Raw genomic sequence first — 13,776 nt, forward strand, 5'->3', positions numbered from 1 at the left:
TTATTAATAATGAAAATTCTTCATGTAGTTAGTAATTTTGCTGTAGGCAATGGTGCTGCAAGATTAGTGGCATCATTAATTCTTGAACAGATTGACCAAGGCCATCAAACGGATGTACTCGCTTTGATTGAATCTCCTCTTTCATATGCGAAAGAAGTTACCCGAAAGGGGGCACATTATAAAGTTTTAAATAATGGTCCGACACGTGTGTATAATTTCCTACCAATATTTCAGTTGATTCCGGTAATTAAACGTTATGATATAATTCACGTGCACTTGTTTCCTGGGCTTTACTGGGTGTTATTTGCGAAGATACTTTCAGGTGCCAAGTGTAAATTAGTAACAACCGAGCATTCAACAGAAAATAATAGGCAAGGTAAAAAATGGCTTAAATTTATAGAAAGATTCGTTTATAATCATTATAAGGCTGTAATAGCAATATCAGAAGCTACAAAGGAATATCTTATTCGTTTCGTTAATCCTGAGACTCCAATTATTACGATAGATAATGGAATAAATATTTCTGATTTTGAATCAGCGAAGCCTGCAAGAAGACAAGAATTGGGTATTCCCAATGATGTATTTTTGTTGACACAGGTTGCTAGATTTAATCCTCAAAAAAAACAGGAACTAATAATTGAATCGCTTTTACATCTTCCTGATAAGTGTCGTGTTATGTTTATAGGGGAAGGTGTTCTCATGGAAAAGAATAGACAATTAGCTAAAGATTTAGGTGTAGATAACAGATGTTATTTTTTAGGTGTGCGTGAGGATGTGCCATCATTGTTGAAAACTGCGGATGTTGTAATAATGTCATCTAATTTTGAAGGATTTGGTTTGGCGGCTGTAGAAGGTATGGCAGCAGGTAAACCTGTGATGGCTTCTAATGTTCCCGGACTTTGCAATGTTGTGGAAGGAGCAGGAATTTTATTCCCGGTTAATGACGAAAAAGCGTTAGCGGAGGGGGTATTGCGTTTATTAAATGACAAAGATTATCGAGAAATAATAACCAAGCAATGTATTCAACGAGCTAAGAATTATGATATTAAGGTGATGGCGGACAAATATGAAGAAATATATAAAGCGATTTTACAATAGTCGTGTATATGAAAGTTAGAAAATCGGTTGAATATTTCATCTAGGGCATAATTAATATAAATAAACATACTGATATGAATAATAAAATCGATGTTGTTCATTCTGTACTTTTAGAGATGTTACAGTGGTTTCATGAACAATGTGAAAGGAATGGCTTAAGGTATTATGTTGTCGGGGGGACTATGTTGGGGACCATTAGGCATCAAGGTTTTATTCCTTGGGATGATGATATTGATGTTGGAATGCCACGAAAAGATTATATGGAGTTTGTTCAGAAATATTCAAAAGAATTTCATGCGCCGTATATTGTAGAATACCCTCGGGGTGATAATTTAGATTATCCATATGTTTTCGCAAAAATATACGATACTCGGACATATTTGGTGGAACATCTTCGTCATTTGGTGAAGAGGGGGCTTTATATTGATGTGTTTCCATTAGATGGTATTGGTGATACACGTGAATCTGCATATAAGAATTATCAACCGATACTTAGAAATTTACGGTTACATGATATGGTGACATGTGCCTTTCGAAATAATCGGAAGTGGTATAAAAATTTGTCTATAATTTTGGGTAGGAGTATTTCTCCTTTGTTTGTATCTGAACGGTTTCTTAATAATAGGATTAATCATTTTTGTGAGCAAAGAGATTTTGATAGTTCGGAATATGTTGGAAATTTAGTTGGTAATTGGGGGATTAAAGAGATTATGCATCGTTCATTTTTTGGGATGCCGAAAGCGTATGTGTTTGAAAGTATCAAAGTTTTAGGGGTTGAGAAGCCACACGAATACCTTAAAACGTTGTATAATGATTATATGGTTTTACCTCCAATGGAAAGGCGTGTATCACATCACGATTATGTTGAATTAGACCTTAAAAAAACTTTTTTAAAATAGAATAAATATGTATTCAGTAGTATTATTGTCTGGTGGTAAAGGGAGTAGAATGCAAGAAGATACGCCTAAACAATATCTTTTATTAGCTGGAAAACCGATGATTATGCATTCTTTGGAACGTGTAGATCGTTTAGTAGATGTTGATGAAATTGTTGTTGTTTGTGCTCCATCGTATCGTCATGTCGTTAAACAAATGGTTCATGAATATAATATTGCAACAAAAATTGTATTCGTTGATGCTGGACAAACTCGACAAGAATCAGTATATAATGGACTTAAGGCTGTGTATAATGAATTTGTGATTATCCATGAGGCTGCTCGCCCATTTGTAAAGCAGGAAGAGTTTCAAGCTTTGATAGATGACGAGGAGTTTAATGTTATTTATGGTTATAATATTTCTTATACGGTTTTAAAGGGACATGGCTATGTTTCAGGGATTTTGGATAGGTCGGAATTACTAAACGTGCAGTTGCCTCAAAAGTTTAAAGTTTCTGATTTAATAGATGCTCATGATAAAGCAAAGCAACGTGGTGACGTTTATACAGAGGATGCTAGTTTAATGTTTGCTAATAGTCAGAAAAAGATTAAGGTTATTCGGGGAACTAGTTTTAATATAAAAATTACAGAGCCGATAGATTTATTACTTGGAGAAATTATATATAAAGATTATATTATAAATAGGAAATAATATGAAAACATGTGTTATTACAGGCACAGGTTCTGGAATTGGTCGAGAAGTTGCCATACTCTTGAGTCATGCAAAAGAGTATGAGCATATTGCAATGCTTGGACGGAATGTTGAAGCGATGAAAGTAACTGAAAATCTAATGGATGAAACAGGGAAAGATATATCGGTTTGGGATATTGATTTTCAATATCCTGAAAAAATTCCTGCAATAATTGAAGCAATATATGAAAAATATGGATCTATAGATTGTTTGTTAAATATAGCGGGTTACACGGATCCTCAGTCATTATTACAAACTACATTGGATAATATGGAGATGACATATAAAGTTAATGTATTTTCTCCGTTTCTTTTGATACGTGAATCTGTTAAATATATGAAGAAAAGTGGAGGAAAGATTTTGAATGTTGCTTCGACTGCGGGCATGACCCCTCGTCCTGGTTGGTTGAGTTATTCGTCATCGAAAGCATCCATAATTTCAATGTCACAAACTTTAACTGATGAATTGTCAGAATATGGTATAAAAGTATATTGTGTATCCCCGGGTAGATGTGCAACAAAATTAAGAAAACGATTAGCGCCTAATGAAGATCCAACAACAATAATGCAGCCTCGAGATGTTGCAGAAGTTATATGTAATTTGATCTCAAATGAAGAAAGTTGTTTGGATGGGCAAAATATCGTAATACGTAAGCAGATAAAAAAGCACTAGTTAGGTAAACATTCTTTGATAGATAATTAATGAAAGAATATAAAGTTGCGATAATTATTCCAACTCTTAACGAAGAGCGATTTATTGCCAAGTGTATAGAATCAGTGATTAATCAATCTTTCCCTTTGGAAGAAATGGATATTTTAGTTGTGGACGGGGGAAGTATTGATAAAACGCGGGAAATTGTTTTTGAATTAGGAAGACGATGTGCCAATATTAGACTATTGGATAATCCAGGTAGAATTCAGTCTATAGCTTTTAATATAGGTGTTCATAATTCAATTGCTCCATATGTTATACGATTGGATGCTCACGCTATTTATGATAAAAGGTATATAGAGTTATGTGTTCAACATTTATCTGCTCATGCTGATTACGGGAATGTGGGGGGAGTGTGGAACATACAATCTCAAAATTCTAGTTGTCAAGCGGAGGCAAATGCAATATTGAATAAAGTTCCATTTGGTATTGGAGGTGCAGCATTTCGAGTTGGAACTAAAGCTCAGTTTGTTGATACGGTACCTTTTGGTGCTTTCCCTCGGAGGGTTTTAGAAAAAGTAGGTGGGATGCGTGAAGATTTACCTCGCGGAGAAGATAATGAGTTTAATTCTAGGATTCGTAAGTTCGGGTATAAAATTTATCTTGATCCTAATATAGTTTGTACGTATTATGCACGTGCAACGATAAAAGAAAGTGTACGACAAATGTATGCTAATGGAAAATCGATTGGAGTATTATTATTTGTTGATAGAAATTCAATCGGTGTACGACATTTAGTTCCTGCTGTTTTTGTGTTAGTTGTTGTTGCTTTGCTGCTTGTAGGAGGAGTTTATCATTCTTTTTGGTACATGTTGACCGTTATAATCGGATTTTATTTTGTTGCGGCGTTTGTTGCTACATTAATTGCATGTCATAAATATGGGTATAAATATATAGGGATATTGCCTATTTTATTTTTTATGGTGCATTGCTCTTATGGTTGGGGAACTATGATAGGAACAATAAGGAAGAATAAATAATATTTCATATTATGAGAATGAAAAATATTTCTTTTTCACCTCCGGATATGACGGAGGCGGAGATTGCCGAAGTTTGTGAAGCGCTTCGTTCCGGTTGGATCACGACGGGACCGAGAACGAAAGAGTTTGAGCATTTAATAGCGATGTGTTGTAATACGAGTAAAGTTGTTTGTTTGAATTCAGCTACGGCTTGCATGGAATTGATACTTCGTGTTTTGGGTGTAGGTCCAGGAGATGAAGTGATTGTTCCGGCATACACGTACACGGCTACTGCCAGCGTGGTTTGTCACGTGGGAGCTAAGGTCGTTATGGTTGACACGGCTTCCGGTTCGTTTGAGATGGATTACGTTAAGTTGGCGACATCTATTACAGAACGTACAAAAGTCATTATTCCGGTGGATTTGGGGGGAATAATATGTGATTATGACAAGGTGTTCGCCGCTGTTGAAAGTCAAAAACACTTGTTTCGTCCTTCAAATGATATTCAAAAAGCGTTTGGACGAGTAATTGTTCTTGCCGATGCTGCTCATGCCTTTGGTGCGAAGCGGCACGGAAAGATATGTGGTGAAATTGCAGATTTTACCTCTTTCTCGTTTCATGCTGTTAAAAATCTTACTACGGCAGAAGGTGGGGCACTTACATGGAAACATATACCAGGTATTGATGACGAATGGATTTATAAACAATTCCAACTTTTATCACTTCACGGTCAGAACAAGGATGCGCTTGCCAAAACGAAACTCGGCTCATGGGAGTATGATATCGTGGCCCCAAATTTTAAATGTAATATGACCGATATTATGGCTGCAATAGGATTGGCGCAGTTGAAACGTTATCCTGAAATGCTTTATCGTCGCCGTCAAATTATAAATCGTTATAATGAAGCGCTAAAAGGTTGTAATGTACAGGTGCTTGATCATTATGGGGATGATTATTCTTCTAGCGGGCATCTTTATTTAGTGCGTTTGTTGGGAAAAGATTGTGATTCCCGGAATAAGGTTATTGTGGAGATGGCAGAGCGAGGGATTGCTTGTAATGTACATTATAAGCCATTGCCGATGATGACAGCGTATAAAAATTTAGGGTTTGATATAAAAGATTACCCGAATGCTTATAAACAGTATTGTAACGAGGTGACGCTTCCTTTACATACTTGCCTGAGTGACGAGGAGGTGGAGTACGTGATATCGAATTTTGTAGAGATTATTTCAAAATAGTATTTCCTTGAAGCGTGTTTTTGATGTTATGGCAAGTGGTTGTGGATTGCTTGTCTTAAGTCCTGTGTTTTTAATTTTAGCCGTAGTGGTAAAATTGGATTCTCGGGGACCCATTTTTTATCGGCAGGCGAGGGTCGGAAGATTTGGACGAGATTTTATGTTATATAAATTTCGAACAATGCGTGTCGGTTCGGATAAGAAAGGGCTTATTACGATAGGGGGGAGAGATCCTAGGGTGACTCGTTCGGGATATTTTATACGTAAATATAAGTTCGACGAATTGCCGCAGTTAATAAATGTGTTTGTTGGGGATATGAGTTTCGTGGGACCTCGTCCTGAAGTGCGAAAGTATGTTGATATGTATACAAAAGAGCAGTTGCGAGTGCTAGATGTTCGTCCTGGGATTACTGATATGGCTTCGATATTGTATAGGAACGAGAATGAATTGCTTGGGACTGCCGAAGATCCTGAATTATTTTATCGAGAGGTTGTGATGCAGGATAAGTTGAAAATTAATTTGGAGTATGTTGCTAAGCATAATTTGTGGTTTGATATTGAGTTGATTTTTAAAACTATTTTTTCTATTTTGAAGTAAATAAAATGTAAAGAATGGATGATATGCCTCGGGCGAAGTGTGCCCGGGGCTTTTTGTTTTTATAATTTAAATTTGTAACAATGAAAAGATTATTGGAAACGAGTTTTTTCGCTTTGTTGGCGGAAGGCTTGGGCGTGTGTTTTGAAGAAGAGAGGTATATAAAGGCCATTCGGGAGTTCGCTGGAGATTTGAGGAAGGCAAGCGAGGCGGAAGATGATGCCGGGGTGCGGGAAAGGATGTTGGCAAGGGCTCGGATGGGGTTGGAATATTGGTTAGAGCGTGTCGTGGTTGATGATGGCGCTTTTGGGAAAAAATGGGGCTTGTACTTGTTGTTATATTCGTGTGGCGTTGAAATTGGTGGAGGAAGAAGGGCGTTGGTCACGTGAACGGGAGGAGTGTAGGAAGGCAGATGGGGACAGGAAAGAACCTCGGGTTATTGTTCGGTGGAAGTCGAAGAAGTACAAAATGATGATTATGGAGTTGATCGAGGGGTTGGTGCTGGTGGACGAGTTGTATTCGCCCACGGGGGATGCGTTGGGGGAGAAGGAACTGGTGGGGATGATGAAAGAGGTGTTCGGGGAGGATATCTCGAATTACCAGCAATTGCGGGAACAGTTTTTTGATCGTAAACGAGAGTTGACGCCTTTCTTGAAGCGGATGATTGCCGCTATCTTGAAGGAAGCGGATGATAGGGGTGCGTGGAGGAGAAGGTGAATTGATTCTGTGATTTAGAGATTGCCGATTGGGTGATTCCTGGAAGGGGGTGGCTCGATTGGCAATTTTTGTTTTTGGAATCGGGGTGATATATAGTGGGTTACGGGGAATTGTTATGAATTAATAATTAGGTGTAGTAAGCGAGTTGTGGGGATGCACTAATATTGCATTCGCAAATCGAGGTGATTTGTAGTAATCATTTAAAAGAAAAAAGTTATGGCAAAATTAAATAGTGTTTTGAAACTAAGAGGACGAGTCGGGAATGTCGTCTTTTGTGAACGGGGCGGGAAACCTTACATGAGGGCTTTGCCGTCGGAGGTGAGGAATCCGAAAACAGAGAAGCAGGAATTGGTGCGCTCGAAATTTAGAGTTGCCGTGGAATTTTACTGTCGGGTGAAAGAAACTCCTATCAGGAAAATCTGGAATGAGTCGGCGGCGGGAATTGCGGTTAACGGGTACGCTTTACACATGAAATTGAACATGAAGGCGTTCAAGGGAGATGGTAGAATCGGGGATTTTTCGCAGATGCATTTTTCGGCAGGGACGAGGCAGAGCGTGTATGATTTGGAAGGAAGGATGGATCAGGAGGGACGGGTGGAATTATACTGGAATAACGGGACAGGAAAGGTGTGTGCCGAAATGGACGACCGTTTGGGGGTGATCGTGATTTACGGGAATCGGGAATTTGTGCCGATGGTCGTGGAGGGTGTGGAAGCCCAGCGGCGGGATGAGCGTGCAAGTTTTCGAGTAAAACGGGAAGACGGCGTGAAGGTACATTTGTATTGTTTCTTCGTGTCGGAAGAGGGAATGAAGTATTCAAATTCTCAATACATCTGTTTATGAGCGGGCTGAATCCGATAACGAGCGTGGCGGACGCCGTGAGTGGACTGGTGGAGCGACTGACATTGCCTGCTCGTGAGAAGAAACAATTGGAGGCCGACGTGTTGCGGTTGTTGCTGGAAAGAGAAAAGGAGTTGTTGCGGGTACGGGCAGCGTTGTTGCAGGAGGAGGGGAAGGGGAATTGGTTGCAACGATCGTGGCGGCCTTTGGTGATGTTGACGTTTGCCGCGGTGATTCTGATAGGTACGTTCACGAATATATCGATTCTCTCGGATACTTCCCGTTTTTGGGATTTGTTGGAGATTGGGTTGGGCGGATACGTGGTCGGGAGAAGTGGGGAGAAAATTTTGATGACCCTCGCAAAAGGCAGACGTTGATTTTAGATTTATGATTTACGATTTTAGATTACTGATTTAATATTGTTGATATATGGGATTTTCAATTGTAAAACACCGATTGGTGGGGGATGGGGTGATTCGCGTGGATTGCGTGAAGAATACACAGGTTATTGCCGGACCGGATATGATTATATTGCATTATACGGCGGGGGCTAGTGTTATGTCATCGGCTCGTTATCTGGCAAGACCGGATGTGGGGGCTTCGGCTCATCTGGTAATCGGGAGGGCGGGAGAAGTAGTTCAGTTGGTGCCGTTTAATATTGTGGCTTGGCATGCCGGGAGAAGTCGGTACGCGGGACGGAGCGGGTTGAATTATTGTTCGTTGGGGATAGAGTTGGATAATCTGGGACAGCTTCGGCAGGAAGGGGGGAAATTTGTGGCGGAGTGCGGGGTGGTTGTGTCTTTTGAGGATGTGTATGTTGATGAGTCGGGACGGGAAAAAACTTATTGGCACAAGTATACTAAGGTGCAGGAAAGGGTGCTGGCAGAGGTGTGCGGGGTTTTGACAAACTGTTATCCTATTGACGAAATCGTGGGACATTCGGATGTGACGGAGAGAAAGGTGGATCCCGGACCGGCATTGCGGTTACCGGATTGGATGAGGTATTACTGATTTATGATTTTAGATTTACAGATAGAAATCGAGTGTTTATTTTTTATTTATTCATTTTTAAATTTTATTGTTATGGCAAAATTTAATTCTTATTTATTAGGAAAGGTAACGAAGTCGGTTGGTAACGTGACGATGTGTTACATGAACAAGCAGAATATCGCTAGAGCGAAGATTTTTTCGAGAAAGGACAATCCGACCCCGGAGGTGTTGACTCAACGGGCGAAGATGAAGGCGTTGATCGAATTGTCGCGTTGGCTGCTGCCCGTGGTGCAGAAAGGGTTTCGGGGGATCGGGAGCGGAACGACTTCCAACGCGTTCGTTTCTTTGAATATGGGATGCGTGAGTGTTGATGAGGATTACGCGGTAACGGTGGATTATGCCCGGATGCTAGTGGCTGCCGGAATCAGGAATACGCCGAAAGTTTCCGTGACGTATGATTCGGACGCGAGTAAGTACGCGTTCGTGCAGGAGGCTGAAGAAGCGGAAGAGGGATATGCTGCCGGTGATGACTTGGTGTATGCCGTGTTGTATGAAACAGAAGTGCAACGGGCTAGATTGGTGGCACTGCGAGTCCGGGGTGAAGGTGGAAGCACGAGCTATGCGCTGCCTGAAAATTGGTCGGCGGAGAACGTGAAAGCCTATTGTTTCGCGATGAAGAAGGGCGGAAAGGTCTGTTCGAATAGCGTGAGTTTGACGGTAGGGTAATTTGAGAACGAGGGTGCGTTTTAACGCACCTTCTGTTTTGTATCTTTGTGTGTTTAAATGCTTGTATTTTAAATTGTTATAATTTTAACAATAAAAAAGTGGGAGAAAGTGGTTTGAAGTGGGAAATATTTTAATAACTTTACATCACTAAATTGGATGAAGAATATGTTGTCGTTTATAGGAGATTATACATGTAAGTTGGATAGCAAAGGACGCTTGGTTGTTCCGGCTGTTTTTCGCAAGGAAATGCAGGCCGGGCAGGAGGGTTCTTTCGTGTTGCAGCGGAATATTTTCGAGACATGTATAGATGTTTATCCCAAGGGCGAATGGTTGCGGCTGGTCGAAGAATTGCGGGCTAAATTGAGCCCGTTCAATCAAGAGCATATGAGGTTCCGGAGAGGTTTTTTTCATGGAGCGCTGGAGGTGGAACTGGATGCTAACGGACGTATTCTGATTCCTCGCAAGATGCTTGAGCAGGTAGCGATAGAGGGTGACGAGATCGTGTTGGTGGGTTTGGATTCGAAGATTGAAATTTGGGATAAAATAAAGTACGAAGAGGGGGCGATGAGTACGGAGGAATTTGTACTTTTGACGGATAAATTGAATTTCGGGAATTTAGGATTGTGATGTATTGAAAATGAGGGTTCAAGGGTAAGAAATTAAATTTAGAAGATATGGAATCGTTGTATCATGTGCCGGTTTTGTTGGAAGAGTCCGTTTCTGGGTTGAATATAGACCCGGAGGGGGTATATCTTGATTTGACTTTCGGAGGAGGTGGTCATTCGAGGGAGATATTAAGACACTTGGGAGGCGGTTGCCTGATAGGATTTGATCAGGATTCTGATGCGTTGGCAAACGTGCCGGATGATAGTCGGTTTATTTTCGTGAATCATAATTTCCGGTATCTGCGGAATTTTTTGCGGTATTGCGGGTATGATAATGCGGATGGTATATTAGCCGATCTGGGGGTATCATCACACGAGTTTGACGAGGCGGGGCGGGGATTCTCGTTTCGTTTTGACGCGGAACTGGATATGCGCATGAACCGGAGGGGACGATTGAAAGCAACGGATATATTAAATTCGTACAGCGAGGAGGATTTGATTCGGGTATTCCGAGAGTATGGTGAAGTAGATAATGCCCGCGGGTTGGTCAGCTTGATAATCAAAGCACGGGAGGAGAGGCCGCTTGGACGTTCGGAAGAGTTTTTGCAAGTGATTGCGCCTCGTGTCCCGAAACAAAAGGAAAAGAAGTATTTGGCACAAGTGTATCAAGCGTTGCGTATAGAGGTAAACGGGGAATTGGATGCATTGAAAGAGATGTTGCAGCAAGCGGAGTTGGCATTGCGTCCGGGGGGACGATTGGTGGTGATTACCTATCATTCACTGGAAGACCGGATCGTGAAAAATTTCTTGAAGAGCGGGAATTTCGAGGGAAAGATCGAGAAAGATTTTTACGGACACGTGAAACGGAATTTCGAGTTGGTGAACCGTAAAGTGATCGTGCCATCGGATGAAGAGATCGAACGCAATCCGAGGGCCAGAAGTGCTAAATTGAGAATCGCGGAAAAAATATAGTAAGGGTATGAAGTGGTTCAAGAAGAAGAAAGTAAAGGATTTTGTATCTCCTTCGCAGGAACAGAAGGAGGTACTTGCCGAGTCCATGAAAGAGGTGTTGGACGGACGGTTGCTTGCCGATACCGTGTTGCGCCGAAATATGGTTTTTATTCTTTTTCTGACATTGCTTGGTATTTTATACATAGCGAACGGGTATAATACAGAGAAATTGTTTATGAAAAAGGTGGCGTTGGAGAAAGAGTTGAGCGACCTGCGTTTCGAATCGGTAACAACCTCGTCGGAATTGATGCGCATCAGTGTGCCGTCGGAGGTGGAAAGACGGGTGAAAGAAGCCGGGTTGGATCTGGTGCAGAGTAAGGAACCGCCGATAAAGATAGAGAAATGAAAAGAGTCCATAAAGTCCATAAGGTCAGTAAAGTCTGTAAGGTCACGGGTGTCCTTCGGACGGAATGTATCGGCGGCAGAACTGCCGTGGTTAAAGTGATTGATAGGAAGGTATGGACCTTTGACCTTATAGACTTTATGAACTTTATAGACTAATTTAGGAATATGGCATCTTCGATGAAACATGAGTTGGCTGGACGGCTGGGGCTTGTTTACCTGGTGGTGATCGGGATTGCGGTGTTGATCGTGGTGCAGGCTTTGTACGTTCAGGTGTGGAAAGGGGATGAGTTGAGGAAGCAGGTGCAGAATGTTTCAAGGAAAGATTTTACGGTAGCCCCGATTCGGGGAAATATATATGCCGATGACGGACGTATTCTGGCGAGTTCCGTGCCGTATTATTCGTTAAGGTTTGATTGCGTGGCGGTGGCGGATACATTGTTTAAAAGAAAAGTGGATAGTCTGGCAATTTGCCTGTCGCGGTTTTTCGGTGATGCTCCCGCTTCAGAATACAGGCAAAAGTTGTGGAAAGGGAAATACGGGGCGAAGGCTAATCGTTATCTGTTGATAAACAAGAAGAAAATTTCTTACACCGAATTGATGAAGGTTAAGAAATTTCCTATTTTTCGGGAGAGAGGTACCCGAAGCGGTTTGATTCTCGAACGGGAGAATGTGCGGTTGCAGCCGCATAGAGATTTGGCGTATCGTACCGTGGGATATCTGAATGAGGCGGAAGATGGAACTTTCGAGGGGCGCGTGGGGCTTGAGGGAGCTTTCGAGAAACAATTGCGCGGGGTGCCGGGAAGGAGTTACCGGCAAATGATGTCCGGAAGGTGGATTTCCGTGACGGTAGATGAACCGATAGACGGGAATGACGTGGTGACGACTATAAACGTGGATTGTCAAGATATCGTGCAAGGGGCATTGACTCGCCAATTGGAACATTATAAGGCGAATGCCGGTACGGCTATTTTAATGGACGTGAAGACGGGGGATATCAAGGCAATCGCGAATGTGTCGAAAACGGCAACGGGTTACCGTGAGGTGTTGAATAACGCGATCGGTGATGCTGCCGAACCGGGGTCGGTAATCAAGGCGGCTACTATGGTAGCCCTGTTGGAGGACGGGTACGTGCTGCCCACGGACACGATAGATTTGGGTAAAGGGATATACACGCATAACGGGGTAACTTTACGGGAGTCCAGAACTCCTATTGGGAAAGTAACCGTACAGTCTATTTTCGAGCGTTCTCTGAATGGAATCACGGAACTGGTATATGAACATTATCGCGAGCAACCGGAAAAATTCGTGAACCGTTTGTATGCGATGGGGTTGAACCGAAAGGTGGGTATTGATATCGTGGGGGAAGCGGAGCCTTATATCAAGTATCCCACGGATAAGTCGTGGAGCGGTACTTCTTTGCGGTGGATGAGTTTCGGGTACGAGTTGCAGGTGACTCCGTTACAAGTGTTGGCGTTTTACAATGCTTTGGCAAATGACGGCAAGAAAATGAAACCCCGTATCGTGAAAGAGATCCGGGAGGGTAGCCGGGTGATAGAGCGTTTTGAGCCTGAGGTGGCTATGAATAAAATATGCAGCAAGCAGACGCTGGCTTATATGCGACAGATGATGGAGGGTGTCGTGGAGAACGGAACTGCCAAAAATCTGAAAAATGCAGCTTGTAAGATAGCGGGTAAAACAGGAACGGCAAAGGTGGCGGCAGGGAAAAAGGGGTACAAGGCGGAGCCGAAGTATCGGGCAAGTTTCGTGGGATATTTTCCGGCAGACAAACCTCTGTACTCGTGTATTGTCGTGGTGGATAATCCCTCCACGTCGGTGGGATATTACGGTAATGTGGTTTCGGGAAATGTGTTCCGGGAGATTGCCGACAAGGTATATTCAATGGCGTCATTGATGAGGCACGATGAGCAGGAGGAAGAAATAGACCAGACTCTGCCTATCAGTCAGAATGGGTTGAAGGATGATTTTTTGGCTATATATGACGAGTTGGGTATTGACGTGACGGACGAGGCGGGGAATGCCGATTGGGTGATGACGTCACGGGATAAAGAGGGGAAGGAGTTTGAACTGAAAGCCCGGAGCGTGGATTTTTCCGTGGTGCCGAACGTGAAAGGGATGGGTTTACGGGATGCGTTATACTTGCTGGAGAATAGCGGGCTGAAAGTCGGGGTGAGCGGAGCGGGTACCGTAAGCAGTCAATCGTTGACACCGGGGCAGCGGGTGCAGAAGGGAAGTTATGTAGGGATAGTATTGAAGTAATTTTAGATTTAAAATTTTAGATTTTAGATTGAAAAGATAA

18 protein-coding genes are annotated in these 13,776 nt (G+C 42.2%); all 18 read left to right on the forward strand.

Translation table 11 applies throughout. From position 1 onward, the window contains the following. The first annotated feature begins 9 nt into the window (after nucleotides 1-9). Nucleotides 10-1,098, forward strand: coding sequence for a glycosyltransferase (locus H8S64_RS13265; protein ID WP_186976530.1), 1,089 nt, complete (start codon nucleotides 10-12; stop codon nucleotides 1,096-1,098). A gap of 74 nt (nucleotides 1,099-1,172) precedes the next feature. Further along, nucleotides 1,173-1,997 (forward strand): LicD family protein, encoded by an 825-nt coding sequence (locus tag H8S64_RS13270; protein WP_099293293.1) that lies wholly within the window; start codon nucleotides 1,173-1,175, stop codon nucleotides 1,995-1,997. A gap of 7 nt (nucleotides 1,998-2,004) precedes the next feature. Then, nucleotides 2,005-2,685, forward strand: a complete 681-nt coding sequence (gene ispD, locus H8S64_RS13275; protein ID WP_186976532.1) for a 2-C-methyl-D-erythritol 4-phosphate cytidylyltransferase — start codon at nucleotides 2,005-2,007, stop codon at nucleotides 2,683-2,685. 1 nt (nucleotide 2,686) lies between these two features. After that, on the forward strand, nucleotides 2,687-3,397 hold the full coding sequence (locus H8S64_RS13280) for an SDR family NAD(P)-dependent oxidoreductase (RefSeq protein ID WP_186976534.1): 711 nt from the start codon (nucleotides 2,687-2,689) through the stop codon (nucleotides 3,395-3,397). A 29-nt stretch (nucleotides 3,398-3,426) separates the two neighbouring features. Then, entirely contained in the window at nucleotides 3,427-4,416 is a 990-nt protein-coding gene (locus H8S64_RS13285) for a glycosyltransferase family 2 protein (RefSeq protein ID WP_186976536.1), read from the forward strand. A 17-nt stretch (nucleotides 4,417-4,433) separates the two neighbouring features. Then, nucleotides 4,434-5,633, forward strand: coding sequence for a DegT/DnrJ/EryC1/StrS family aminotransferase (locus H8S64_RS13290; RefSeq protein ID WP_099293285.1), 1,200 nt, complete (start codon nucleotides 4,434-4,436; stop codon nucleotides 5,631-5,633). 7 nt (nucleotides 5,634-5,640) lie between these two features. Then, nucleotides 5,641-6,228 carry a sugar transferase gene (locus H8S64_RS13295; protein WP_099293283.1) on the forward strand — a complete coding sequence of 196 codons (588 nt, stop codon included), beginning with the start codon at nucleotides 5,641-5,643 and terminating at the stop codon, nucleotides 6,226-6,228. Nucleotides 6,229-6,308: 80 nt separating this feature from the next. Beyond that, nucleotides 6,309-6,614 (forward strand): hypothetical protein, encoded by a 306-nt coding sequence (locus H8S64_RS13300; protein ID WP_099293281.1) that lies wholly within the window; start codon nucleotides 6,309-6,311, stop codon nucleotides 6,612-6,614. Next, nucleotides 6,571-6,942 carry a hypothetical protein gene (locus tag H8S64_RS13305; protein WP_141560985.1) on the forward strand — a complete coding sequence of 124 codons (372 nt, stop codon included), beginning with the start codon at nucleotides 6,571-6,573 and terminating at the stop codon, nucleotides 6,940-6,942. Before H8S64_RS13300 ends, H8S64_RS13305 begins: the two co-directional genes overlap by 44 nt. 216 nt (nucleotides 6,943-7,158) lie before the next feature. Continuing rightward, nucleotides 7,159-7,785 carry a DUF6266 family protein gene (locus H8S64_RS13310; protein ID WP_186976538.1) on the forward strand — a complete coding sequence of 209 codons (627 nt, stop codon included), beginning with the start codon at nucleotides 7,159-7,161 and terminating at the stop codon, nucleotides 7,783-7,785. Then, the gene (locus H8S64_RS13315; RefSeq protein WP_099293275.1) at nucleotides 7,782-8,159 is read left to right on the forward strand and encodes a 3TM-type holin; all 378 of its coding nucleotides are present in this window, start codon (nucleotides 7,782-7,784) and stop codon (nucleotides 8,157-8,159) included. The genes H8S64_RS13310 and H8S64_RS13315 overlap by 4 nt, the downstream gene beginning before the upstream one ends. Nucleotides 8,160-8,211: 52 nt before the next feature. Next, a complete protein-coding gene (locus H8S64_RS13320; RefSeq protein ID WP_099293273.1) occupies nucleotides 8,212-8,793 on the forward strand; it encodes an N-acetylmuramoyl-L-alanine amidase in 582 nt (193 codons plus the stop codon). Between the two features lie 72 nt (nucleotides 8,794-8,865). Beyond that, nucleotides 8,866-9,498 carry a DUF6266 family protein gene (locus H8S64_RS13325; protein WP_186976540.1) on the forward strand — a complete coding sequence of 211 codons (633 nt, stop codon included), beginning with the start codon at nucleotides 8,866-8,868 and terminating at the stop codon, nucleotides 9,496-9,498. A gap of 165 nt (nucleotides 9,499-9,663) precedes the next feature. Further along, nucleotides 9,664-10,125 carry a division/cell wall cluster transcriptional repressor MraZ gene (mraZ, locus tag H8S64_RS13330; protein WP_099294671.1) on the forward strand — a complete coding sequence of 154 codons (462 nt, stop codon included), beginning with the start codon at nucleotides 9,664-9,666 and terminating at the stop codon, nucleotides 10,123-10,125. A 47-nt stretch (nucleotides 10,126-10,172) separates the two neighbouring features. Continuing rightward, nucleotides 10,173-11,075 (forward strand): 16S rRNA (cytosine(1402)-N(4))-methyltransferase RsmH, encoded by a 903-nt coding sequence (gene rsmH, locus H8S64_RS13335; protein WP_186976542.1) that lies wholly within the window; start codon nucleotides 10,173-10,175, stop codon nucleotides 11,073-11,075. A gap of 7 nt (nucleotides 11,076-11,082) precedes the next feature. Then, nucleotides 11,083-11,460: an FtsL-like putative cell division protein gene (locus H8S64_RS13340; RefSeq protein ID WP_186976544.1), complete on the forward strand. Its 378-nt coding sequence runs from the start codon at nucleotides 11,083-11,085 to the stop codon at nucleotides 11,458-11,460. After that, nucleotides 11,457-11,615, forward strand: coding sequence for a hypothetical protein (locus H8S64_RS13345; RefSeq protein ID WP_186976546.1), 159 nt, complete (start codon nucleotides 11,457-11,459; stop codon nucleotides 11,613-11,615). Before H8S64_RS13340 ends, H8S64_RS13345 begins: the two co-directional genes overlap by 4 nt. Before the next feature lie 9 nt (nucleotides 11,616-11,624). Then, the gene (locus H8S64_RS13350) at nucleotides 11,625-13,736 is read left to right on the forward strand and encodes a penicillin-binding protein (protein WP_255469532.1); all 2,112 of its coding nucleotides are present in this window, start codon (nucleotides 11,625-11,627) and stop codon (nucleotides 13,734-13,736) included. Nucleotides 13,737-13,776: the final 40 nt, after the last annotated feature.

It is taken from the genome of Butyricimonas hominis, from assembly GCF_014287455.1.
GTDB classification, from domain to species: domain Bacteria; phylum Bacteroidota; class Bacteroidia; order Bacteroidales; family Marinifilaceae; genus Butyricimonas; species Butyricimonas muris.